Source organism: Marinobacter sp. BSs20148, assembly GCF_000283275.1.
Classification (GTDB): domain Bacteria; phylum Pseudomonadota; class Gammaproteobacteria; order Pseudomonadales; family Oleiphilaceae; genus Marinobacter; species Marinobacter psychrophilus.
The window spans coordinates 3,254,259-3,278,427 of sequence record NC_018268.1 but is presented as its reverse complement, the minus strand read 5'-3'; the positions used below and the strand labels follow the sequence as shown (position 1 = coordinate 3,278,427).

Genomic DNA, 24,169 nt, shown 5'->3' with positions numbered 1-24,169 from the left:
ATAACGAAAAAAGCACAACCCCCAAAACTGAAACGGAGCTGAGCATTATGAGCAAAGATCATGAGCAAGATCATAAAGAACTGGCGCAAACGGAACACCTCGGCCTGAGTCGCCGGCGTTTTCTGGGTGCCACCGCGGCGGCCGGTGTGGCCGGTGTTGCCGGCCTTGGCGGCGCAGTCATGAGCCGCGAAGCGTTTGCAGCCGCCGCCAAAGAAGCACGTAACAACATTCACGTGGGCCCGGGCGAGCTGGACGAGTACTACGGTTTCTGGAGCGGTGGTCACCAGGGCGAAGTACGGGTAATGGGTATACCGTCTATGCGCGAGTTGATGCGTATTCCGGTGTTCAACGTGGATTCAGCAACCGGTTGGGGCCTGACCAACGAAAGCAAAGACGTACTCGGCCACGACAACACGTTTTTGAACGGCGACTGTCACCACCCGCACATCTCCATGACCGACGGCCGTTACGATGGCAAGTATCTGTTCATCAACGACAAAGCCAACACCCGTGTGGCCCGTATCCGTCTGGACATCATGAAGTGCGACAAGATTACCCACATTCCGAACGTGCAGGCCATTCACGGTTTGCGCTTGCAGAAAGTGCCTTACACAAAATACGTGTTCTGCAACGCAGAATATGTGATTCCACACCCGAACGATGGCAACGATTTCTCGATGGAGAACAGCTACACCATGTTTAACGCCCTGGATGCGGAAACCATGGAAGTGGCCTGGCAGGTGATTGTCGACGGCAACCTCGACAACACCGACGCCGATTACACCGGTAAATACGCGGCTTCTACCTGCTACAACTCCGAGAAAGCGAAAGATCTTGCCGGCACCATGCGCAACGACCGCGACTGGGTGGTGGTGTTTAACGTTGAGCGCATCGAGCAAGCGGTTAAAAACGGCGACTTCAAAACCCTGGGCGATTCCAAAGTGCCCGTGGTGGATGGCCGCAGCAAATCCCCGTTGACCCGCTACATTCCAGTGCCGAAGAATCCGCACGGCGTGAACACGTCACCGGATGGCAAGTACTTCATTGCTGCTGGCAAGCTGTCGCCAACCTGTTCGGTAATTGCTATCGACAAACTGGACGATGTGTTTGACGACAAAATCGAGCTGCGTGACGTGATTGTCGCTGAACCGGAGCTGGGCCTTGGGCCCCTTCATACCACGTATGATGGCCGCGGTAACGCCTACACCACGCTGTTCATCGACAGCCAGATTGTGAAGTGGAACATTGCAGACGCCATAAAGCATTACAACGGTGAAGACGTAAACTACCTGCGCCAGAAGCTGGATGTGCACTACCAGCCGGGCCACAACCACGCGTCGTTGACGGAATCCCGCGATGCCGATGGTAAGTGGCTGGTGGTGTTATCCAAATTCTCGAAAGACCGTTTCCTGCCGGTTGGGCCTTTGCACCCGGAGAACGATCAGCTGATCGATATTTCTGGCGATGAAATGAAGCTGGTGCACGATGGCCCGGCCTTCGCCGAACCACACGATTGCATTATGGTGCGTCGTGATCAGATCAAAACCAAGAAAATCTATACCCGTGACGATCCGTACTTCGCCAGTGCCCGCGCCCAGGCCGAGAAAGACGGTATCACGCTGGAAGGCGATAACAAGATCATCCGCGACGGCAAAAAAGTGCGCGTTTATATGACGTCGGTGGCGCCTATTTACGGTACAACCGAGTTCACCGTAAAGCAGGGTGACGAGGTGACGGTGTATGTGACCAACCTGGACACTATTGAAGACGTTACTCACGGCTTTTCGGTGGTGAACCACGGTGTGAGCATGGAAATCAGCCCGCAGCAGACGTCGTCAGTGACCTTCGTGGCTGATAAGCCAGGTGTGCATTGGTACTACTGCAACTGGTTCTGTCACGCTCTGCATATGGAGATGACGGGGCGGATGTTGGTCGAAAAGGCCTGATTAAGTGGTTTGGCCGGAGTCCTTTTCTAAGGCTCCGGTTCTTCCAGTGTCATACCCAACTTTGGCGAGTGTTAGCCATGTTGAGAACTGATTTGATGCAGCATGTTTTGGGTTTAGCAGCGGCTCTGACCGTCGCTTTGCTACCGATGACCGCACAGGCGGGTATTCAGCAGCAGCTGGATGTCTTGGGACCGGGGGCGGTTTTTGAGCTGCCACCTGAACAGGTTTCACCGATCGTTATCCGGGTGGCGGATGTGACGGTTCGCTGCCATGCCGATACGGTGATTAATGGCGGCGGCGAGGGCAATGCGGTGCATATTTTGGCTGCTGGCGTTACGTTCAGTGGCTGCAAGGTGCGTAACTGGGGCTCGGATTTAAATGAGCTGGATGCGGGGATTTTTGTGGCCCGTGAGGCGCGCGGCGTCACGGTTGCGGACAACAACTTGCGGGGTCCGGCGTTTGGGGTATGGCTGGATGCTGCACCGGATGCGACGGTTCTTGGCAATGTGATTCGTGGCGATGCCAGTATGCGTTCCAATGACCGGGGCAACGGGATTCATTTGTTCAACACTCAGGGCGCGTTGATTGAAAGCAATGACATTCGTCAGACCCGCGATGGGATTTATATTGAAACCTCTAACAACAACCGCATTCGCAATAATGTCATGGCCGATTTGCGTTATGGCATTCACTACATGTATTCGATGGACAACCTGCTGGAAAACAACATTACCCGTGGCACGCGCACGGGTTATGCCTTGATGCAGAGCAAGCGCCTGACGGTGCTGAATAACCGGTCCGAGAACGATGAGAATTACGGCATTTTGATGAATTTTATTACCCAGTCCGAGCTGCGGGGCAATGTGGTTACCGGTGTGTCGAAGGGGCAATTTGCCGGGGCGGCTATGTTGGGTGCCGAGGGCAAGGCCGTGTTTATTTACAATTCTCTGTACAACACCTTTACCGATAACGTGTTTGCCAACAGCAATATTGGTATTCACTTAACCGCCGGCTCGGAGGACAACACAATGTTCAACAATGCCTTCGTGAATAACCAGCGCCAAGTGAAGTATGTGGCCACCCGCACCCAGGAGTGGTCGAAAGACGGCGTGGGTAATTACTGGAGTGACTACCTGGGTTGGGACCGTAACCAGGACGGCACCGGTGACGTTCCTTACGAGCCTAATGACAACGTCGATCGTCTGCTATGGACCTATCCGGAAGTTAAGGTGCTGATGTTCAGTCCGGCGGTGGATACCTTGCGCTGGGTGCAGGGTGCGTTTCCGGTGATCAAGGCCGCGGGGGTTCAGGATTCTCATCCGTTGATGTACCCACCTGAGCCTGAACGTGTTCCATCGGCTGTTTCTAACCCGAATTCTGCGGGGCCGCAATGAGCTGTTTTCGTCTTGAAAATGTCAGTTACCGTTACGATAAAGCCACCGTGCTGCAGGGTGTGGATTTGCGCCTGGAGCCGGGGGAAATCCTAGGTCTGTTCGGCCATAACGGCGCCGGTAAAACCACCACTATCAAGCTGATTCTTGGTCTTATGCAGCCGGTAGGGGGCTCTTTGTCGGTGCTGGATGGCAGCGCGGGCGACTCACAGGTCACCCGGCACGTTGGCTATTTGCCTGAAAATGTCATGTTCTACCCACAGCTGACCGGCCGTGAAATTCTGGCGCACTTCGCCCGCCTGAAAAGCGCGGACTTACGCCAGGTGCCAGAGTTGCTGACTCAGGTTGGGTTAGACGATGCCATGGACGCGCGGGTGAAAACCTACTCGAAAGGCATGCGCCAACGTTTGGGCCTGGCTCAGGCGTTATTGGGAAAGCCCAAGCTGTTGATGTTAGACGAGCCCACGGTGGGGCTTGACCCCGTCGCGACTGCCGATCTGTACCGGCTGCTGCGCATCTTGCGCGATAGCGGAACCGGCATTGTGCTTTGTTCCCACGTGTTGCCGGGTGTGGAGCCTTACATCGACCGCGCGGCGATTCTGACCGACGGCGCTTTAAGGGCCAGCGGCAATCTGGAAGCGCTGCGGCGCCAGGCTAATATGCCGGTCACGCTGATGTTGGAGCCAACGGGCTCTTTGGGTTCCTTGGAAAACGCCGTTCGCAAGTGCAACGGCGTCACCAGACCGGTGATGAAAAATATCAGCAACCGCTTGCAGGTAGACGTACGCCCGGCTGATAAAATGCCACTGCTGACAGCACTGATGGCCTCCGGCGAGGTGGCGGATGTGGGTATCCATCAGCCCACCCTGGAAGACATTTACGTGCACTTTATTGGCTCCGGTGGCCTGGCTCACCGCGGAGGTGTGCAATGAACAGCGTGTGGACCATCGCTCGTAAAGAGCTCAGCGACAGCTTGCGTAACCGCTGGCTGCTGGCCATTGCTATTGTGTTTTCTGTGCTGGCTGTGGGCATCGCCTGGTTTGGTGCGGCTGCCTCTGGTCAGATTGGCTACGCCTCCACCCCAGCGACCATCGCCAGTTTGGCCAGCCTGGGCATATTCCTGATTCCGCTGATTGCCTTGCTGCTGGCCTACGATGCAATCGTTGGCGAAGATGAGGGCGGTACTTTATTGCTCCTGATGACCTATCCCCTTAGCCGCGGTCAGTTGTTGTTCGGCAAATTTCTGGGCCACGGCCTGACATTGGCGTTTGCGACGATTCTGGGTTTTGGCGTAGCGGGTATCGCCATTGCGGTGCTGGTAGAAGACGTAGGCATCACAGACCTTGCACTGGCGATGCTGCGATTTATTGGCTCTACCATTTTGTTGGGATGGAGCTTTATTGCCCTGGCTTATGTGGTGAGCGCGCGCGCGAGCGAGAAGCCAGTGGCCGCGGGCCTGGCCTTGGCGATCTGGTTCTTCTTTGTGCTGGTGTTCGACTTGCTGCTACTGGGCTCACTGGTCGCCAGCGAAGGCAAACTCAACCCCGAACTGCTGCCCTGGTTGCTGATGCTGAACCCGACAGACATCTACCGTTTGTTGAATATTTTGGCCTTTGGTGAGGGTCGTCAGCTCAGTGGTGTGCTGAGTCTGGGTAGTGATTTACCCATCGGCCAGGGCGGGCTTTGGTTGGCGTTGCTGCTTTGGTGTGTGCTACCGCTAACGGCGGCTTGGGCGCTATTTCGCAATCGCCGCATTTAGCCGCGAGCGTCTTTGCCGGAGTCTCGGTGTGGCCCGAGCTTTTTTCTACAACGGAGTGGTCGTTAATGAGCATTGATAGCGGAAATCGTTGGTGTATCAGGAAGTCGATTCTGGGGCTGGGCCTTCTGTTGATAAGCCTGCTGGCGTTGGCAGGCTGTTCCGATCCTCAGAAAAGTGCTGCGACGGAAAAGCCGGCAGCCGTGCACATCGACGATGGTGAAGAGTGCCACGTTTGCGGCATGGTCATCACCGGCTTCCCCGGCCCGAAGGGCGAAGTTATTACCGAGAAAAACCAGCAGGTACATAAGTTCTGTTCAACAAGGGATATGTTTTCGTGGGTGTTACAGCCGGAAAATATCAAACGCGATCACACCCTATACGTTCACGATATGGCGCAGTCGGAATGGGACAGCCCGCTGGATACGGCGCTCATTGATGCCCGCAAGGCATTTTACGTGATTGGCTCCGAACGGATGGGCGCCATGGGCCCGACGTTGGCGTCGTTTGCAGACAGCAAGGCTGCCGACGGCTTTGCCACTCAATTTGGTGGCCAGGTAAAAGCGTTCGCTGACATCATAATGTCTGATTTGAATGCTGCCAGCCCGGCAGCTATGGAGCACTGATCGCACCGCAACCAAGCGGCCATCGACGTTAGTGCGCTGGCCGGCTCACGACCGCACTCTTCTCCACAGCGCTCTTCCCACAATTCGTACTTTGTCACGAGTCGCCATTCTGGCTAGATTGGTTTTTACCACGCCTTGGGTAAAGCGGGTGGGTTTGCTGTAGTCGATGCGCACATCCACCAGCACCGGATGCCCAGCTGCTGCGCGCGCCAGGGCGTTGTCCAGCGCATCACCAACGTCCTCGTTACCCGCCATGGAAACGTATTCTGCCCCGCAGGCCTGGGCAAACGCCTGGTAATTCACCAGGCCCAGTACGGTGCAGGTTTTCTGGTTGTAGGGGATTTGTTGGGCCTGTGCAATTTGTGACAGTTCGCCATCGTTGAATACGAAGATCATCACTCCGATTTGCTGGCGCACTGCGGTCACCAGTTCCATGCCTGTCATCAATAACGCGCCGTCCCCGACTATTCCAACTACCTGCCGCTTTGGATTGGCCAGTTTGGCGCCGATAGCGCCGGGCACGCAGTAGCCCATGGCGTTGAAGTCGCTAGGGGACATGTAGTTTCTTGGCCCCAGTATGGGCATCAGTTCGGCCACCAGAAACGTATGGTTGCCGTCGTCTGCTACCACAATGGCGTTGTCGTCCAAGCGTTGGTTCAGCTGGCTGAAAAACAGTTCCGGGTTTACCCGGTCACCGCTGTCGTGATCCGTCCATGCTTTGCGGTAGGCGGCTTTGTCTGCGGCAATTTGTTTCGCCAATTCAGTGCTGTCTGCCGCTCCTGATTTTTGGGCCTTTACGGCTGCGAGCAACGCCGGAAGAAGGCTTTTGGCGTCGCCTTCCAGGGTTATGCTGGCAGGGTAGTTAGCGCTGAATACTCGCGGGTTTATGTCCAAGTGAATCAGGTTTTTCGGTGGTTTTATACCGTAGCTGCCGGTGGGTATTTCTGCGAAACGGGTGCCGATAGCCAGTAGGCAGTCGATGTGAGCAAAGGCATTGGTGGCGGCTGGCACTGCGTAATTGCCCATGCCCATACCGGTATGCAGAGCGTGGTCACCGGGGAAGGCGCTCAGGCCTTGCAATGTAGTGGCAACCGGTGCGCCAAGGTGCTCGGCCAGTTCGATCAGCGCCGATTGTGCATCTACCGCGCCCCAGCCGGCAAAAATTCCGGGCTGGCGCGCAGCGGCCAGGGCTTTCGCTGCAGCGTCTATTTGGGTCTGGTCGGGCAGGGGGTGGGCGTCTGGCTTCTGATAGGCGGGCATGTCGTCCACATCGCCCAGGAAGTTGCTCAGGTTGTAGGGTATTTCCACAAATACCGGGCCGGGTTCGCCGCTGATAGCGGTGTTATAAGCCTGGTAGAGCGTGGGGATGATGTCGCGGTGGCTGGTTACGCGCCAGGTTTGTTTGGTGATGGGTTTCAGTAACGCATGTTGGTCCATTTCGTGCAGTTGGTAGCGGTGGCCGCTGGCGGAGTGTATGCCACCGGAGATGATCAGCATGGGTATGCCGTCTATACCAGCTTCGCCGATGCCGCTGGCGGCGTGGGTTACGCCTGCAGCCGGTACAATCAGCAGGGTGCCAATATCGGCGCCGCTGCGGCTGACGGCGTCGGCCATGAATGCGGCGCCGCATTCATGGGTAACGAGCACGGGTGTCACGGTTTCGGAGCGGTTCAGTTCGTCGTAGATTTCAGTGGTATGAACGCCCGGTATGCCAAAAGTGTGGCGGATGCCCAATTGTTCCAATGCGTGTCTTACTAAGGTGGCGCCTGTTTTTTTCATTTTTTGGCCTTTCTGCTTTTGTTCTGTCGCCATTTATTACTGAAAACACTTGGGGCGGCCGCTGCCCTCATATTTTTCCTGCAATGCTTTGCGCAGCTCTGGTTTGTATGCTTTCAGTTCGCGCACGGCAATTCGGTCGTTCATTACTTGCTAGGAGTATTGGCTAGGCCGGCACCGATTACGGCAACATCGGTTTGATCGTGTTTCATGGCGTATTGTGATCGGTTTTATTGAAGATCACATCAAAATAGCATGGCTGCCTTGCAAATATTTGTGTGAAAAATAAGCGACGTTGGCGGGCGCCAGGCAATAAAAAACCCCGCTATTGCGGGGTTCCTCGGTTCTGACGGTGCTTTGATTTACAGGCAGCGTGCCTGAAGCGTGTTTGACGTGCGGCCTAGGCCGCCTTAGCCGCCGGTCATGTTCATAAAGCGCAGCAACTGCACCTCACCGTCGATGGAAAAGTGGTGTTTTTCCGGTTTCAGATCCATCGCCTGGATGATGGCATCTTGCAGGTGTTGGTCAGAATCGGGGCTGGCGCGCAGCACTCGTTTCAGGTCCACGGAGTGTTCGTTGCCCAAACACAGCAGAAGGCGGCCTTCCACAGTGACCCGCACCCGGTTGCACGTGGAGCAGAAGTTGTGGGAATGGGGTGAAATAAAGCCGACCTGAGTCGGGCTATCTGCCATGCGGTAATAGCGCGCAGGGCCACCGGAGTCTGCGGTGGCAGGAATCAGGTCGTGATGGCGGGTAATGATCTCGCGCACTTCGTCGCTGGTGCAAAGCGCTTCGCCGCGATCGTGTTCTGAAATCTCGCCCAGGGGCATTTCTTCAATAAAGGTGATGTCTACCTGCTTGCGGCGGGCGTATTCGACCAGTTCGGGCACATCCTGATCGTTACGACCTTTCATCACCACCGTGTTCAGTTTAATGCCACGGAAACCGGCCTCGCAGGCGGCGTCTATGCCATCAAGCACCTGCGACAGCTTGCCTGTACGGGTAATGCTTCGAAATTTTTCAGCGTCTAGCGAATCCAGACTGATGTTCAAGCGATGAAGCCCTGCTTTGCGCAGCGGTTCTGCCATAGAGGACAGCTGGTTGCCGTTGGTGGTCATGGCGAAATCACGAAGGCCATAGCCGCCGATTTCTTCCACTAGGTCAACGATGCCCTTTCGAACCAGCGGCTCACCGCCGGTCAGGCGTATTTTTTCTGTGCCCAGTTCCACAAAGTTATGGGCCAACCTGGCGATTTCTTCCAGGGTGAGCACTTGTTGGCGGGGCAGGAAGGTCATGTCTTCCGCCATGCAATAAACACAGCGAAAGTCGCAGCGGTCGGTCACTGATAAACGTACATAATTGATAGTACGGCCGAAGCGATCCGTCAGCTTATTGTTGGACATTGGCACAGTTCCCGTGTCAGCCAGTTTAAGTCATCTAAAAGGTATAGCACATATTATCGCAGACCGGAGCGTAAAATCCGATACCCCCAGTGGGGTAGCTTTGCCTGACTTTCGAGTGCACATCATTTAGATCACTCGCAGGGCAGAAAAAAGTCGTGCTTGTCTTAAAGATATCTATAATATAGATGTTTGAAAACAGTCGAGGGTAAAGCGATGGGAAAGATGCTGTTTCGGGTCAATAGCGCAATTGTCTGAGCCGTCTGGGCAGACCGGTTCACGGATCAACGCTATACTTAAGTCATGGTTTAATCGTTGTGAGATCAGTACTATGAGCAGTCACTATCGAAAAACCGGATACCGTATACTTGCGTATATTTCGATGGCCTTTGCGTTTGTCGGCGTGGTTCTTCCGGTGTTACCGACCACCCCTTTTGTCTTGTTGGCTGCTTTTTTTGCCAGCAAGGGGTCACCGGCTTTTGCGTTTTGGTTAGACAACCACTCTAAATTTGGCCCCATTATTTTTCAGTGGCGCACTCGTCAAGCCATTCCGGCCAGCGCCAAAGTGCTGGCCTGCTCGATGATGACGCTAAGCTGGGGTTTTTTGTTCTGGGGCGGCACGACGCCGCTGGTTTTGATGATAGTGGGGATTACGCTGGTGGCTGTTGCATGCTATTTGCTGACCCGTCCGACTTATTAGTGTCAGATGCACGCTAGCTGGAGTTGTTTATGCACATCACCCGTTACACCGATTATTCGCTACGAGTGCTGGTTTACCTGGCTGTTTCTGGTGACCGTCTGGTTACCATTCAGGACGTAGCCGATGCCTATGATATTTCCAAAAACCACCTGATGAAGGTGGTGCATCAGCTCAACATTAAGGGCTACATAGAAACAGTGAGAGGCAAAAACGGCGGCATGCGGCTGCGGCGTCAGCCCAGCTCCATCAATATTGGTGCGCTAGTTCGCGATACCGAGCCGGATTTCAACCTGGTTGAGTGCTTTTCCGAGAACAATCAGTGTTGTATTACCCCGGTTTGCGGTTTGCAATCGATATTAAAAGAAGCCCTGAACGCTTTTTTAGCGACCCTGGATACTTACACCCTCGCCGATGTGGCGCGCCAGCCAGAGCAATCGCAGTTGCTGCGGCTGCTGCAGATCAGCTAGCGTCGCTTTTCACCGCGGACTTCTTTTTCGCGGCCGTTCTAGGTTTGCGTGGGCTGGGTTTTTTCTTTGGCGGTAACAGCAGGATTCTGAGTTCTTCCAATGCTTCCCCGGTGTACACGGCCAGCTTCTGCATGCTGGGTAAGGTGTCGCGGCAACCAGTGAAACCAAAGTTCAATGATCCGGCATAGCTCAGGCATGTAATGTTCAGTGCTCCGCCGTGGGTGATCAGCGACACCGGGTACATGGCTTCGAGTTTGGCGCCTTCGTAATAAAGAACTTCGGTGGGCCCCGGAACGTTGGAGATGGTTACGTTAAATACCGGTCGCATGCGCCCGCCCAAGCCAGACATCAGCTGCAGTATGTAGGGCGACATCAGCATCATGGTGTATTGGGTCAGCGCTTTCTTGGGCAATTTTTGCAAGTGCTCTTTGGCTTTGCACGACGATTCTTTGATGTGTTTCAGGCGCGTTAGCGGATCAGGTTCGTTGGTCGCCAGGGAGGCAATCATGAAGCTGATCTGGGTTCCGGTGCCTTCATCATCCGCCGGGCGAATGTTGACGGGTATGCCTGCTGTTAATGATATGTCAGGCAAATCGTCCTGTTCGAGCAGAAAACGCCGCAAAGCAGTGCCGCACAAATACAGCACAATGTCGTTCATCGAGCTGCCCGAGGCGCGAGCCATGGCTTTCATATCTTCTAACTGATATTGCTGAGTGGCGAAGCGGCGCTGGCCGGTAACCCGATGATTGATCTTGGAAACAGGGCCGGTGAAGGGCGCGGTCAGGCCGTCTTCCGGATGGCGCACCGAGCGAATCAGGCGATTGCTGGCCTGCCACAGCCGTGGTGCTAAGCCCAACTGCAGTTTGAGAGCTTCCATCGCTTGGGATATAGCACCCGGCACGCTGGCTTCGCTGTCGGTCTTTTTGCCGCGCCGGCTTTCCGGGCGAACTGACCAGGGTGGCAGCATGTCACGCTCGTCGGGGGATTTGCTCAGCACCCTTTGCAACAGGCGTACACCACTGATGCCGTCAATCATGCAGTGATGCATCTTCGTGTACAGGGCAAAACGGTTGTGTTCCAGCCCTTCGATCATGTGGCATTCCCATAGCGGCCGCGACAGATCCAGCGGGTTGGAGTGCAGGCGCGATACCAGTACCCCCAGTTCGCGTTCACCTCCGGGTTTTGGTAGGGCCGAGTGGCGCACGTGATAATCCAGATCAATCTGTTTGTCGTGCTTCCAGGCGGGCGCCAGAATGCGGCCCAAAAAGCTTGGCCATACCAGCTTGCAGCCCCAGGGAAACTCAACATTACCGGCTTGCTTCATGCTTTCGACCAAGTCGCCAGTGAATGTAGAAGGGGCGTTGTCGGGCAGGCTGAAAATCTGCAAGTTGCCCACGTGCATGGGTGTATCGTCAGACTCGACCGCTAGCCAAGACGCATCCAATGTTGCCAGGCGTTTCATTCCGTGCGCACCCCTACTGTATCTGGAACATGAAAAAAGGCAGAGAGCCCTAATCTTTCAGTATATGAGGTACTGTCACGATAAACGAATGCTGACACAAGAAAATTCTGCAGAAATGGCAAGACTGTCAACAGAACTGAAGCCCAGATTGCCGTGGTTTTTCGCGTAGCTGCGGTCATCCAGCTTCAATTTGCGGCATGCCTTCGTTTACGCAGGCATCGGTGTAACGAACCACTGCCGATAATCTGAGCCACGCGTTGAAAACACCTGTTACCGGAATTCCGCGAGCAAGCCTTAAGTCGGAGCGGCCGGCTAGACGAATCCAAGCCCGGCCGCGCCGCCATTAAGTACTTGGCGTTGCTGAAGGGCACTGATATTTCGTCACTACCTTGCCATCACTAACGCTTTGCAGGTGCACGTCAAAGCCCCACAGTCGGTGTATGTGGCGCAGCACCTCTCCGCTATCGTCCGCTAACGGCCGACGTTCATTCACACTGTGGCGCAGGGTCAGCGAGCGGTCGCCACGCAAGTCTACATTCCACACCTGAATATCCGGCTCGCGACTGCTCAGGTTGTATTGCCTCGCCAACTTTTCACGCAGTGTGCGGTACCCGGTTTCATCGTGAATGGCGGTCACCAGGTAGGCGTCTTCTTCATCGTCGTTTTCAATGGCAAACAGTTTTAAATCGCGCATCACTTTGGGCGACAGAAACTGCTGGATGAAACTTTCGTCTTTGAAGTTTTTCATGGCGAAATTCAGGGTTTGCAGCCAATCGGAGCCGGCAATGTCTGGGAACCATTCGCGATCTTCGTCTGTCGGCTGCTCACAAAGTCGGCGTAAGTCGGTGAAGATCGCAAATCCCAGGGTGTAAGGGTTTATGCCGGAATAATAACGGCTGTTGAACGGTGGTTGGTAAACCACCGCGGTATGGCTAGCCAGCAGTTCCAGCATAAACCCGTCGGTTACCAGCCCTTTGTCGTACAGAGCATGAATCAGGGTGTAGTGCCAGAAAGTTGCCCAGCCTTCGTTCATTACCTGGGTTTGCCGCTGTGGATAAAAATACTGCCCCAGTTTGCGCACGATGCGAATAATTTCCCGCTGCCAGGTTTCCAGTAAAGGCGCGTTTTTTTCAATGAAATACAGAATGTTTTCCTGGGCCTCCTCCGGGAAACGTTTTTTCTTACTTTCGGAGTCGCTGTCATCGGTGGGCAAAGGAATGGTGCGCCACAAATCGTTGATGCGGCGTTGCTGGTATTCTTCGCGTTCGGTCTGACGTAGCTTTTCTTCGCCGGCGGAGATAGGCGATGGCCGCTTGTAGCGATCCACCCCGTAGTTCATCAGCGCGTGGCAGGAGTCCAACACTTCCTCCACCGCGTCTACACCGTGGCGCTCCTCACATTCAGCGATGTAATGGCGGGCAAAGACCAGGTAATCAATAATCGCGCTGGCGTCGGTCCAGGTGCGAAACAGGTAGTTGCCTTTGAAGAAAGAATTGTGGCCATAGCAGGCGTGGGCAATCACCAGCGCTTGCATGGGCAGGGTGTTCTCTTCCATCAGGTAGGCGATACACGGGTCTGAGTTGATGACGATTTCATAGGCCAGCCCCATTTGCCCGCGCTGGTAACCTTTCGATGTGTTGAGGAACTGCTTGCCGAATGACCAGTGGTTGTAGCCTACCGGCATGCCCACAGAACTGTATGCGTCCATCATCTGTTCGGCGCTGATCACCTCTACCTGATTGGGGTAGGTGTCCAGGCCGAATTCAGCTGCACACTTTGCGATTTCTTCGTCGTAGCGCTGGATCAGGTCAAAGGTCCATTCTGACCCGGTCGAAATCGGCTCCCGCGTTTTCACCGCTTTAGGCGGCTCGGGCGGGCTGTCAACGCGCGATGCGCAGTCGTTTTGTTCACTCATGCGGCTTTCCTCTCGAATAGCCGGCGGAAGACCGGGTAAATATCGCTGGCATCGGCAATTTGCTGCATCGCGAATGCGTGCGGAAAGCGCGCCAGAATCTTCTCGTATTCGTACCACAGCATCTGGTGGTTCTGGGGCGTAATCTCTATGTAGGCGTAATACTGCACCAGCGGAAGCAGCTGGTCTGTTAACAGTTTGCTGCACACCGGGGAGTCGTCATTCCAGTTGTCGCCGTCGGATGCCTGAGCGGCGTAAATGTTCCACTCGGCCGGTGAATAGCGGCTGTCGATGATTTTCTGCATCAGCTTCAGGGCGCTGGACACAATGGTTCCGCCGGTTTCCCGTGAATAGAAAAACTCTTCTTCGTTCACCTCTTTGGCGCTGGTGTGGTGGCGAATAAATACCACGTCGATTTTTTTGTAGTTCTTCTGCAGGAACAGGTACAGCAAAATAAAGAAGCGTTTAGCAATGTCTTTGTGGGTTTGCGTCATAGAGCCTGACACGTCCATCACGCAGAACATCACCGCGCTGGTGGCTGGTTGTGGTTGCTTCAGGTGCTGGCGGAAGCGCAAGTCGATTTCGTCAATAAACGGAATGCGCTTCACGTTGGTTTTTAGCCGTGCGATTTCTTCTTCCAGAACCTGAATCTGGTCGGCGTGGCTAAACGCAGCGTCGAGATCATCCGGCGCGATTTTCAGTGCTGCAAGCTGCTCTTCCAGTTCGCGGATTTTATGTCGGCGGGCTCCACCCAAGCCGAGGCGGCGAGCGTGGGCCCCGCGTAGAGAACGAATAACATCCAGCTTGGCGGGCACCCCTTGGGTACTGAAACCTGAACGCACGTATTTGAACGACTCGGTGTCTTTCAGACGTTTGCGCACCAGATTGGGCAGCGCCAGGTCGTCAAATAAAAAGTTCAGGAATTCTTCCTGAGTAATCTGAAAGGCGAAGTCATCCATTCCCTCGCCATCTTGGCTGGCCTGGCCATTGCCTTGCCCCTGTCCGCCATCGTCGGGCGGTTTGGGAAGGGTGTCGCCTGCCAGAAACTCCTGATTGCCGGGGTGCACCACCTCCTGGCGCCCGCCCTGGCCGTGGTGAAAAATCGGTTCTTGAATGTCGCGGTTGGGAATAGTCACACTTTCCCCGTGTTCCACATTGGTAATGGAGCGCTTTTTCACCGCTTCAGCCACGGCCTTCTTTATGTGATGGCGATAACGGCGCAGGAATCGTTCCCGATTCACTGCGCTTTTGTTTTTACCGTTCAGACGTCGGTCAATAATGTGGGTGCTTCCCATAACGCTTCCCTCTATGCAGTGCGCTATACAGTGCGCCCATTACCGGTTAATGGGATTTGCGAACCCGCAGGTACCACTCGGCGAGCAACCGCACCTGTTTTTCGGTGTAACCGCGGTCTACCATACGGTCGACGAACTGCTTGTGCTTTTTCTGGTCTTCGTTACTGGCTTTGGGATTGAATGAAATCACCGGCAGCAAGTCTTCGGTGTTCGAGAACATTTTCTTCTCAATCACACTGCGCAGTTTTTCATAGCTCAGCCAGGAAGGGTTGTCGCCCTGGTTATTGGCACGGGCACGCAGCACAAAGTTGACCACCTCGTTGCGGAAATCTTTGGGGTTGCTGATGCCCGCCGGCTTCTCGATTTTCTCCAGCTCTTCATTAATAGAGACTCTGTCCAAAATCTCCCCAGTGTCCGGGTCGCGGAATTCCTGATCTTGAATCCACAAGTCGGCATAGGTGACGTAGCGGTCGAACAGGTTCTGGCCGTATTCGCTGTAGCTTTCCAGATACGCAGTCTGAATTTCTTTACCAATAAACTGCACGTAGTGGGGCGCCAGGAATTCCTTGATGTAGCGCAGGTAGCGCTCCTGAACTTCGGGTTGGAACTGTTCCTGCTCAATCTGTTTTTCAATCACGTACAGCAGATGCACCGGGTTGGCGGCAACTTCGTTGGTGTCGAAGTTGAACACTTTCGACAGGATCTTGAAGGCGAAACGGGTCGACAGGCCATCCATGCCTTCATTCACACCGGCCGCATCGCGGTATTCCTGAATCGATTTGGCCTTGGGGTCGGTGTCTTTAATGTTCTGGCCGTCGTAGACCCGCATTTTCGAGAAAATACTGGAATTATCCGGGTCTTTTACCCGCGACAGCACAGAGAACTGGGCCAGCATGTCCAAGGTGTCCGGCGCGCAGGGCGCACCCGCCAGGGAACTGTGTTCCAGCAGCTTGCGATAGATATCAACCTCTTCAGTTACCCGCACGCAGTAGGGCACTTTCACAATGTACACACGGTCCAGGAAGGCTTCGTTGTGTTTGTTGTTGCGAAAGGTTTGCCACTCCGATTCGTTAGAGTGAGCCAGGATAACGCCATCAAAGGGCACGGAACCCATGCCTTCGGTTGTGTTGTAGTTGCCTTCTTGGGTGGCGGTCAGCAGGGGGTGCAGAACTTTTATCGGCGCCTTGAACATTTCTACAAATTCAAGCAAGCCTTGATTGGCTTTGCACAGGCCACCGCTAAAACTGTATGCGTCTGGGTCATCCTGGGAATAGTCTTCCAACATGCGGATATTCACTTTGCCCACCAGGGCAGAGATATCCTGGTTGTTGTCGTCGCCAGGTTCGGTTTTGGATACGCCTATCTGGTCCAGAATAGACGGGTAACGTTTCACCACTCGGAACTGACTGACGTCGCCGCCAAATTCGTGCAGGCGCTTCACCGCCCAAGGCGACATGATGCTTTTTATATAGCGCGGCGGGATGCCGTATTCTTCGTGCAGAATTTCGGTGTCTTCGGCCGGATCAAATAATCCCAGTGGTGACTCGTTAACCGGGGAGCCCTTGATGGCGTAAAATGGCACCTTTTGCACCAGGGATTTGAGCTTTTCCGCCAGTGACGACTTACCACCGCCTACCGGGCCCAGCAGGTATAAAATCTGCTTCTTTTCCTCTAGTCCTTGGGCCGCATGGCGGAAGAAAGACACGATGTTTTCCACCGCTTCTTCCATACCGTAAAATTCGGAAAATTCCGGGTAGCGTTTGATGACCTTGTTGGAAAAGATACGTGACAATCTGGTATCGCGTGAGGTGTCTATCAGTTCGGGTTCACCAATAGCCAGTAAGAGGCGCTCGGAAGCACTAGCATAAGCTCCGGGGTCGTTTTTGCAGATCTCCAAGTATTCCTCTAGAGAAAATTCTTCTTCTTGAGTCCTTTCATAACGGTTTTTGTACTGTTGCAGAATGCTCATGGATGCCCCTCGCTTGCAATGGTTTAGCCGTTCGTAACGCGTATTCCTCATCAGTACGTTGTCGTCGCACGTCCGGGCGGGACTGGCCGCAGCTCGGCGCGCGTAATACGACTAGTTATAGGGTTCTTTTTTGTTTTTGGCCTACTTATCGGAAGCTTAGTTTAACTACGTCGATTTGGACAGTGGCTTAGCAGTAGCAGTTCCGCGGCCAAAACGATAAATTCGCCCAATCAGCGTTTGTGTAGCTGGAACACACTTTCCGTGGCGCCACCCAAGCCTTTGCGTTTGGCGAAGGGGTCGTCTTTTGCCATGTTTTCCTGGCGTAGGCGCTCAACGGTAAAGTCATCGCTGAACAGTTCGTACACCTCGTTGTCAGTAACGTTGAACGGCGGCCCGGTCATTTCACTGCCATCGTAATCCAGCGTAATCAGTAGCATGCCACAGCTCTCAGGCAAGATGGCGCTCAGGTGGCTGGCATAGCGCTGGCGCATGGCCGGTGGCAGGGCGATGAGTGCGGCACGGTCGTACACCCAACGCACGTTGTCTACGTCCGCCGGGGATAGCTGGAAAAAGTCACCGCACCACAATTCCAGGGTGTCGTCATGGCGGAAGCGGGTAAACGGCGAACCGGGTGTCACCATTGCTTTTTCGCTGGCTTCTTCAAAAAAATCTTTGCAGGCAATGCTGCTAAGTTCCACGCCCAGAATGGGATGGCCGCGATCATGAAGCCACCAGAGATCATGGGATTTACCGCACAACGGCACCAGAACCTGGCTTTTTTCTGGCCCTGTCAGGTCTGGCCAGTACTCATGTAAATAGTGATTGACCGACTTTTGGTGGAATCCGGTCTCTTTGCGTTCCCAGCGGGCGTGCCAGAATTCATGATCCATAATGTCGCCTTTCGCACTTGGTATTTGACGTGTGGAGCAGAATTTCTCCGTATGATGATAGTAGGGATAGTATCAGTATAGGCAAAATCTGGCGGCCTCGGCCGTACCTTTTAAACTCAGGGAGTGTTTGAGTGGAAGTTGTGTTTCGTTTTTTGGTGGCAACTTTTCTAGCAACGCTGATGGTGGGATGTTCTTCGTTCCAGCAAAAAAATCAGATGAGCGCTTTTAATGATGCTTATGCGGTAGGTGATTATGACCTGGCGTTGCAAGTGGTGAGTTTTAAAACCGCCAAGGGTAGGGCTGTAGATACCGATGAGCATTTGCTGGACTTGTTGCATCAGGCAGAGCTGCACCGCTTGTTAGGCCGCTATCAAGAGGCCACCAAAAACTATGATTTGGCTGAAGAGGGTATGAAGAACCTGGACCTGGCCAATATCGTGGAAAAATCATCAACGGCTTTCGTGGCGTTGATGGTGAACGACTCTGAACGCAATTATCAAGCGTTGATGTCGGAGGCGATTCTTGTCAACACTTATAAGAGTCTGGCGTTTCTGGCTGCGGGCAATAACGAATTTGCACGTGTCGAGCTTAACCGGGCGGATGACCGCACACGGCGTGCAGTGGAATACTTCAGTCAGGAAATCGCCGAACAGCGGGAGGCGTTGAACCAGCAGGCGCAGAGCGGGCAAAACACGGCCGCCATGGTTCGCAACAGCCTGAATAACCAAAGTCTGCGCAATGCTGTGTCGCAGCGCTATGGTGTAGAGTCGGAGTGGTCGGTGCTACCCGAGTTTATTGTGCCGGCCAGCACCTATTTGCATGGCATTTACTTCCTGGCCAACGCCAGTAGCCGTGCCGATTACGAGAAAGCCGCCACGTCGCTCACACGTGTTGCCGCGATGAACAGGGCAAGCGGTGTTCTGCAGCGTGACGCCAAACTCGCCGAGGCGTTGGCCGCTGGCACGCAGTCGATGGCTGGACTGGCACCACAGGTGTGGGTTGTTTATGAAAACGGCCTGGGTCCGGTACTGGAAGAGACCCGGATTGATGTGCCTTTGGTTATATTTCATGGTAACCAGCAGGCACCCGCTTACTTTGGCATTGCACTGCCTAGATACAGAGATCGTGCGGCCGTTCCGGGCAGCCTCGGTGTAATTTCAGATGCTGACATTACTGTGCAAACAGAGCGTATATCAGACATGGGGTCGGTCATTCGTACTGAGATGAAAGAGCGGTTCCCCAGTGTTCTGGCGCGAGCCGTGTCGTCTGCGGTGATAAAAGCGGTCATCCAGAACGAAGCTGCAGAAAATTTTGGCGTGTGGGGTCAGCTAGGCGCTGCCGCGCTGACCATTGCCACAACCCAGGCTGATTTACGCAGCTGGCAGGCCTTGCCCAACCACTGGCAGGCCGCTCGGATCGATCGCCCCGAGAGTGGTAAACTAACGCTAACAAGCACAAATGGCCATTCCTTGGGTACTATTGTGATACCTGACCAGCCGTTTACTCTGCTCTACGTTAAACGGCCCACTTTGGCTGGCCCGGCCAGTGTCGTCGCGCTTGATTTGCAAGGGCGTAACCCGGCATCAACGGTGCAATTGTCGGGAAAGAATTTGCTGACAGCCACTCAATGAACTCAGTCAGGGCCAAGCCATGAGAGTTCAAGCTATGAGAACCCAAGCCATGAAATTTCAAAAACAGATCATCGCTTTTAGTTGTGCATTGGTATTGGTCGGTTGCGCCATTCAGCCACCCGCCGAAACAGCGGCTGCAATTGACCGCGAGCAACTTCAGGTCGACCCGGAAGTAAACTACTTTGTGGCCGTAACAGAGCTGCTAAGCCAGCGCATTGCTCAGCCTGGCGGAGAGGCCCTGTTGCAAATCCAGTACGCCGTTGAGGCGCGCTCTAACGGCGATTTGGCTTGGAAAGTGACCTGGTTTGACCCCAACGGTATGGTCGTAAAAGGCGTTGGCGAGGGCTATAGAAAAGTCTCGCTACTAACCGGTCAAACCCGCTATTTCACCGCAACGGCGCCCCACGCCCGCGTTACCGATTATCAGCTCCATCTTCGTGAGCCTCAGCAATAAGGATTCTGTATGTTCAAATTTCCAATTATGCTTTGTGTCAGCATGGTCATGCTTGCCGGCTGTGCAACGCCTACCCGATATATCGACCCGGCTGCTGACGATGGCGCTGTGACCATGACCATGGATTACCGGGATTTTGAAAAAGCGGCCACCGAGGCCGTGGATGACATGCTTGCCAGCGGCGCCGTTAGTAAACCCAATGGCGAGCGCTATATAATGGTGGTCAGTCGCGTTACCAATGACACGATGCAGCGTATCGACACAGATCAGCTCACCAAGAAGATTCGTGTGGGGTTGCTGCGCTCCGGCAAAGTCGTGACCACCACGGCGGTAGGCCTTGATGGTGCTGAAGATGAAATGAGCGCGCGTGCGCGCGAGTTACGTGATTCTGAAGAGTTTGACCAATCAGGAGTGCAACGCAAAGGCACCTTGAAGGCGCCAGACCTGAGCCTGTCCGGTAAGATTCTGCAGCGCAATCACACAGCAGGTAAAGAGCAGCAAGTTGAATACTACATTCAGCTATCACTGACCGACCTGGTAACAGGCCTGGCAACCTGGGAGGCAGAAACGCCCATTATCAAGCGCGGGCCCAATGAATCCGTTTCCTGGTAAACGGCTGCGGCTGAGGGTGCCGTTTCTTGCGCACCAGCGGCCGGTTTTCCACCCGGCGCTCATTTGAGCCATACTTGAATCTGTCTGCCCCTGCTTGAAATAGGGGCACTTTCATATTCTGGCAACGGGACAAAAAGTGGCTTCTCTTCAGATACAAGAACGTCTTGCCGCTGCTGAAAAATGGATCCTGGCAAATCCTAATCCGCCGCAACACTGGCCCTGGACCTGGCTTTATAAAACCGGGCGCTCGCTGTATGCGCTGATTCGGGACTTTATCGGCGGGCAGCTGACTCTTCACGCCATGAGCCTGGTTTACACCACGTTATTGAGCATTGTGCCGTTGCTGGCGCTCAGCTTTTCGGTGTTGAAGGCTCTGGGCGTGCATCAGAAAATGGAGCCGTTCTTGTACCAGTTCTTCCAGCCCCTGGGGCCCCAGGGTATTGACATGGCAGAGCGCATTTTGGGTTTTGTGGACAATATGAAAGTGGGTGTGTTGGGCTCGGTAGGCCTGGCGGTGTTGGTGTACACGGTGGTGTCGCTGGTGCAGAAAATAGAACGCTCGTTTAATATGATCTGGCGGGTGCCAGAGATGCGATCTCTGGCGCAGCGCTTCAGTAACTATTTAAGCGTTATCATGGTTGGGCCGCTGCTGATGGTGTCCGCTATTGGTATCAGCGCCACCATTTTTTCCTCATCGTTTGTGCAAACCCTGATTGAAATAGAACCTTTCGGCTCGGTGATTTTATTGATCAGCCGCTTTACACCGTTCTTCCTGGTCGTGGGCGCCTTCACGTTTGTGTATGTGTTCATTCCCAACACGCGAGTGAAGTTACGTTACGCGTTTCTGGCAGGCCTGATTGCTGGCGTGTCCTGGCAGGGGGCTGGGATGCTGTTTGCGTCGTTCGTGGCCGGGTCTGCCAAATACGCCGCCATTTACTCCAGCTTTGCCATTGGCATTATCATGCTGATCTGGATCTATCTGAACTGGATGATACTGCTGCTGGGCGCCAGTTTGAGTTTTTACTTGCAGAATCCGGGCTCTGTGGCCAAGCGCCATCAGGTGCAGCTGGCGCCGGAGTTGCAGGAGCAGGTCGCCTTGGCGTTGATGTGGATGGTGGCCAAGCCGTTTCACGAGGGCCGGCCCGCGCCGCGGCAGGAAGCGGTTGAGCACGAGCTCAGAGTTCCGGGGGAGGTCACTCGTAATGTCAGTGACAAACTCATCCGCGCCAAACTGCTGACGCTGGCAGGCAGCCAGGGCGACTGCTTGCACCCGGCCCGGTCGTTGGAGAGAATTTCGGTGGGTGACGTACTGAAAGCCGTGCGTAATGATGAAGATAACGTGGTGGCACGTTTGCCAGCGTTGCTACCAAAAAGCCTGTTTGGCCGATCCACGAAGGGCGACGAGCTCACCTTCGCTGAACTGCTGGCCGGTGAAGACTGACAGAGCCCGTTAGTGCCTTAGTCCTGAGCTGTCGGCGTATTTTTGGGATCTTCGAGCATGGGCTTCAGGGCAGCTTGAACCCGCGTGACGTCGTTCTTGCTCAATTGCACCAATGCTGGAAGGTCTTCTTCGGCCAAATTGCGCTGGCGCGCTTGGCGTAGCACTTCGCGAGTGGCAATAACAATGCCGTCGATTAACGCAGAGTTTTCATGGCTGCGTGGGCTCTCGGGCCGGTGCAGGAGGCCCTGATAGTTGTCAGAAAGCCCCCAGGTGCGGGCGATAAGCCGGGCCACCGGCCATTGATAGCGCACTAGAATCTGGTGCAAAGTGGCCGGATTGAGTTTGACTAATGTGCCATCTGCGCGGGCGGGCACTAGGCGATGAGCCTCGCGGTAAAGCGTTATATAGGCCAGAGCAGGCAGCAAGCCAGCCATAAAATAAACGCTGGCGTCTTTACCCTGAAGGCGGGCAACGGTTTCTGCTGCGCGGGCGCTAGCCATGCCCCAGCGCCAGGCACGATCGGTGAAGGTAATTTCTTCACTGTCACGTGATGACATCATTGGTCGCATCAATGCGGCGGATACAACACTGCGGATTCCGTCCATACCTAGCATTAAAATCGCTTGATCTACGGTTTCAATGTCATTTTTGTCCGGACGAAAAAACGGACTGTTGGCGATTTTTAGCAGCTGATCCGTCAGCGCTGGATCACGCAGGATAATATTACCCAGATTCTGGCGCGTGGTGGTGTCATCAGACAGCGCACTCATTAGCATGGGCAGGCTCATGGGTTGGCGCGGCAGTTCGCTGAACTCACCGGAGCGCAAGCGCTTTGCCATTGCTTCGATCGTCGCCTCCGCGTTTTCCAGGTTGGCCCCCAACGTTTGCGGCCGCGTATCCAGCAACCAGCAAAAAAGGTGCTGGCGCAGTGCCTCAGCGAGCGGACTATAGGCTTCGGCCTTGCTACTGGAACCACCTTTGCTGCGGGAACCATTGCCGAGGGCTGACGTCGGCGCGGTTGTGTTGGCGCGTTTGAAGAAACCGCTAATCCAGGAAAGCAGTCCTGGCATTAAAACCTCCGGAGCAGAATGCAGGCGAGTGGTTAAGTGTGCAGACAGATCCATGCCACGAATCCGACGCTTTATAGTATAGATCTAAAATGGCATTTTTCCATGTTTACAGCATGTTGAATGACCTACGCCAAGGCCTGCTCAAACACCAGAATCAGCTGGCCAATACCGGCCAACATACCCAGCACTGCACCCACCAGAATCAGTTTGATTTCATCTTCCTTAAAGCACGGCCGCAGCAAGTCCTGAAACTCGCCGGAAGACAGCGCCAGCATGCGCTCAACCATAATAGATTCGATGGCTCGCGCCCGATCTTTCTGAAAAGCCGGTTGGCTTAAGGACCTGCGAGACAGCTCAACGGCTTTGCTTTCCAGCTGGTGGCGTAAGCTGGCAGCGGCAGCGGGGCCCAGCGCCATGTGTGCCAGCGTTTGATTGACGCCTGCGTCTGCGTTAAGCAGCGGCCGTAAATGGGCTTTGATGATATCCAGCGCCTGGCCGCCCCGGGGACCATCCAGTATGGCCTCTATAATATTACCCACCGTGAGTATGTCGTGGGCCACAATGTGGCAGAAGGACTCGGCCACTTCTGGTTGACGCTTCAGAAATAGCCCCTGAATGCGCCAACGGCCAAGACGTACTGGGTACAGCGGGCGGAAAATAACGTTTAGGGCAATCCAGTTGGTGGCAAAGCCCACCAGTAAACCGCCCAGCGGCAGCACCCACCACACGGGGAATACGAACCACAGCAGCATCTGTAACAGGCCAAAGCCAAAACCCAGATACAGGCCTGATTTCACAATAAAATGGAATTCACGGTAGCCGCAGGTCAGAAATATGCGGTTCAACAGGGTTTTGTCGGTGGTGAGTCGGTCTACCACCATGGTTTTTATGTCTAACAGCTGTTCTGCGTTTTGCGCTATGTCGTCCATTACCTGCATCACTAACGCGGGCAGGGCTTTGCGCGCTCGCTCGTACACCAGCCATTTGGCTGGGCCTGGCAAGCTCTGCCAAAACGCCGGCGACTCGCGCATCATCAGCTCGTTTACGTAACCTTCAAGCCGCGGGTTTATGGTGTGGATGAGCTGAGTTGCGAGTACGTTGGGGTCTAGCTGCTGGAAGATTTCCGGCACGGTGCCAATCTTGGCGATGGTGGCGTCTACGCTGATGAACGCCATTTTTCGGGCTTTTGAGGGAATAATGCCTTGCCAGCCCAGGTACGGTGGCCAGCCAAAAAATTCGATGGGGTAAAAAGTCATCTTGATGGCCAGCCAGTTGGTGGCCCAGCCGATACAAGCCGCGATGACCGGGATGCTGGAGTACTGCAAGAGTTCGATGGAAGTGGCCAGGCTTGTCACCCGTAAGTCTTAACGA

The 24,169-nt window shown here is 54.5% G+C and carries 20 protein-coding genes; 11 read left to right on the top strand and 9 right to left on the bottom strand.

Annotated elements, in window-relative coordinates:
- Window positions 1-47: 47 nt before the first annotated feature.
- The 5 genes from nosZ to MRBBS_RS14970 all read left to right on the top strand — a co-directional run bounded on the left by nosZ (window position 48) and on the right by MRBBS_RS14970 (window position 5,719).
- Window positions 48-1,946 carry a TAT-dependent nitrous-oxide reductase gene (gene nosZ / locus MRBBS_RS14990; RefSeq protein ID WP_014872410.1) on the top strand — a complete coding sequence of 633 codons (1,899 nt, stop codon included), beginning with the start codon at window positions 48-50 and terminating at the stop codon, window positions 1,944-1,946.
- 77 nt (window positions 1,947-2,023) lie between these two features.
- The gene (locus MRBBS_RS14985; protein ID WP_014872409.1) at window positions 2,024-3,340 is read left to right on the top strand and encodes a nitrous oxide reductase family maturation protein NosD; all 1,317 of its coding nucleotides are present in this window, start codon (window positions 2,024-2,026) and stop codon (window positions 3,338-3,340) included.
- Window positions 3,337-4,269, top strand: coding sequence for an ABC transporter ATP-binding protein (locus MRBBS_RS14980; protein ID WP_014872408.1), 933 nt, complete (start codon window positions 3,337-3,339; stop codon window positions 4,267-4,269). Before MRBBS_RS14985 ends, MRBBS_RS14980 begins: the two co-directional genes overlap by 4 nt.
- Window positions 4,266-5,096 carry an ABC transporter permease gene (locus tag MRBBS_RS14975; RefSeq protein WP_041635329.1) on the top strand — a complete coding sequence of 277 codons (831 nt, stop codon included), beginning with the start codon at window positions 4,266-4,268 and terminating at the stop codon, window positions 5,094-5,096. Before MRBBS_RS14980 ends, MRBBS_RS14975 begins: the two co-directional genes overlap by 4 nt.
- A 65-nt stretch (window positions 5,097-5,161) precedes the next feature.
- Window positions 5,162-5,719 (top strand): nitrous oxide reductase accessory protein NosL, encoded by a 558-nt coding sequence (locus tag MRBBS_RS14970; protein ID WP_014872407.1) that lies wholly within the window; start codon window positions 5,162-5,164, stop codon window positions 5,717-5,719.
- A gap of 45 nt (window positions 5,720-5,764) precedes the next feature.
- Here MRBBS_RS14970 and MRBBS_RS14965 read toward each other — a convergent pair whose 3' ends face one another.
- Together MRBBS_RS14965 and moaA are read right to left on the bottom strand one after the other, a co-directional pair.
- Window positions 5,765-7,498 carry a thiamine pyrophosphate-binding protein gene (locus MRBBS_RS14965; protein ID WP_041635661.1) on the bottom strand — a complete coding sequence of 578 codons (1,734 nt, stop codon included), beginning with the start codon at window positions 7,496-7,498 and terminating at the stop codon, window positions 5,765-5,767.
- Window positions 7,499-7,905: 407 nt separating this feature from the next.
- A complete protein-coding gene (gene moaA / locus MRBBS_RS14960) occupies window positions 7,906-8,898 on the bottom strand; it encodes a GTP 3',8-cyclase MoaA (RefSeq protein ID WP_014872405.1) in 993 nt (330 codons plus the stop codon).
- Between the two features lie 328 nt (window positions 8,899-9,226).
- On the opposite strand from moaA, the gene MRBBS_RS14955 reads away from it, so the two are divergent.
- Both MRBBS_RS14955 and MRBBS_RS14950 read left to right on the top strand, forming a co-directional pair.
- The gene (locus tag MRBBS_RS14955; protein WP_041635328.1) at window positions 9,227-9,595 is read left to right on the top strand and encodes a YbaN family protein; all 369 of its coding nucleotides are present in this window, start codon (window positions 9,227-9,229) and stop codon (window positions 9,593-9,595) included.
- A 29-nt stretch (window positions 9,596-9,624) separates the two neighbouring features.
- Entirely contained in the window at window positions 9,625-10,062 is a 438-nt protein-coding gene (locus MRBBS_RS14950) for an RrF2 family transcriptional regulator (protein ID WP_014872403.1), read from the top strand.
- Here MRBBS_RS14950 and MRBBS_RS14945 read toward each other — a convergent pair.
- From MRBBS_RS14945 to tmpT, 5 genes are all read right to left on the bottom strand, one after another.
- Window positions 10,055-11,524, bottom strand: coding sequence for a WS/DGAT/MGAT family O-acyltransferase (locus MRBBS_RS14945; RefSeq protein WP_014872402.1), 1,470 nt, complete (start codon window positions 11,522-11,524; stop codon window positions 10,055-10,057). The two genes, MRBBS_RS14950 and MRBBS_RS14945, sit on opposite strands and share 8 nt — an antisense overlap.
- A gap of 343 nt (window positions 11,525-11,867) precedes the next feature.
- A complete protein-coding gene (locus MRBBS_RS14940; RefSeq protein WP_014872400.1) occupies window positions 11,868-13,439 on the bottom strand; it encodes a SpoVR family protein in 1,572 nt (523 codons plus the stop codon).
- On the bottom strand, window positions 13,436-14,731 hold the full coding sequence (locus MRBBS_RS14935; RefSeq protein ID WP_014872399.1) for a YeaH/YhbH family protein: 1,296 nt from the start codon (window positions 14,729-14,731) through the stop codon (window positions 13,436-13,438). The genes MRBBS_RS14940 and MRBBS_RS14935 overlap by 4 nt, the downstream gene beginning before the upstream one ends.
- 46 nt (window positions 14,732-14,777) lie before the next feature.
- Entirely contained in the window at window positions 14,778-16,700 is a 1,923-nt protein-coding gene (locus MRBBS_RS14930; protein ID WP_014872398.1) for a PrkA family serine protein kinase, read from the bottom strand.
- A 230-nt stretch (window positions 16,701-16,930) separates the two neighbouring features.
- Window positions 16,931-17,590 (bottom strand): thiopurine S-methyltransferase, encoded by a 660-nt coding sequence (gene tmpT, locus MRBBS_RS14925; protein ID WP_014872397.1) that lies wholly within the window; start codon window positions 17,588-17,590, stop codon window positions 16,931-16,933.
- A gap of 131 nt (window positions 17,591-17,721) precedes the next feature.
- On the opposite strand from tmpT, the gene MRBBS_RS14920 reads away from it, so the two are divergent.
- The 4 genes from MRBBS_RS14920 to MRBBS_RS14905 all read left to right on the top strand — a co-directional run bounded on the left by MRBBS_RS14920 (window position 17,722) and on the right by MRBBS_RS14905 (window position 21,728).
- Window positions 17,722-19,221 (top strand): COG3014 family protein, encoded by a 1,500-nt coding sequence (locus MRBBS_RS14920; protein WP_014872396.1) that lies wholly within the window; start codon window positions 17,722-17,724, stop codon window positions 19,219-19,221.
- A gap of 49 nt (window positions 19,222-19,270) precedes the next feature.
- Complete coding sequence (locus MRBBS_RS14915; RefSeq protein ID WP_227497529.1) at window positions 19,271-19,675, top strand: YcfL family protein; 405 nt, start codon at window positions 19,271-19,273, stop codon at window positions 19,673-19,675.
- Window positions 19,676-19,684: 9 nt separating this feature from the next.
- Window positions 19,685-20,287 carry a penicillin-binding protein activator LpoB gene (gene lpoB, locus MRBBS_RS14910; protein ID WP_014872394.1) on the top strand — a complete coding sequence of 201 codons (603 nt, stop codon included), beginning with the start codon at window positions 19,685-19,687 and terminating at the stop codon, window positions 20,285-20,287.
- A 136-nt stretch (window positions 20,288-20,423) separates the two neighbouring features.
- The gene (locus MRBBS_RS14905; protein ID WP_014872393.1) at window positions 20,424-21,728 is read left to right on the top strand and encodes a YihY/virulence factor BrkB family protein; all 1,305 of its coding nucleotides are present in this window, start codon (window positions 20,424-20,426) and stop codon (window positions 21,726-21,728) included.
- Between the two features lie 17 nt (window positions 21,729-21,745).
- Here MRBBS_RS14905 and MRBBS_RS14900 read toward each other — a convergent pair whose 3' ends face one another.
- Together MRBBS_RS14900 and MRBBS_RS14895 are read right to left on the bottom strand one after the other, a co-directional pair.
- Window positions 21,746-22,798, bottom strand: coding sequence for an HDOD domain-containing protein (locus MRBBS_RS14900; RefSeq protein WP_014872392.1), 1,053 nt, complete (start codon window positions 22,796-22,798; stop codon window positions 21,746-21,748).
- A 125-nt stretch (window positions 22,799-22,923) separates the two neighbouring features.
- The gene (locus MRBBS_RS14895; RefSeq protein ID WP_014872391.1) at window positions 22,924-24,153 is read right to left on the bottom strand and encodes a DUF445 domain-containing protein; all 1,230 of its coding nucleotides are present in this window, start codon (window positions 24,151-24,153) and stop codon (window positions 22,924-22,926) included.
- Window positions 24,154-24,169 lie beyond the last annotated feature (16 nt).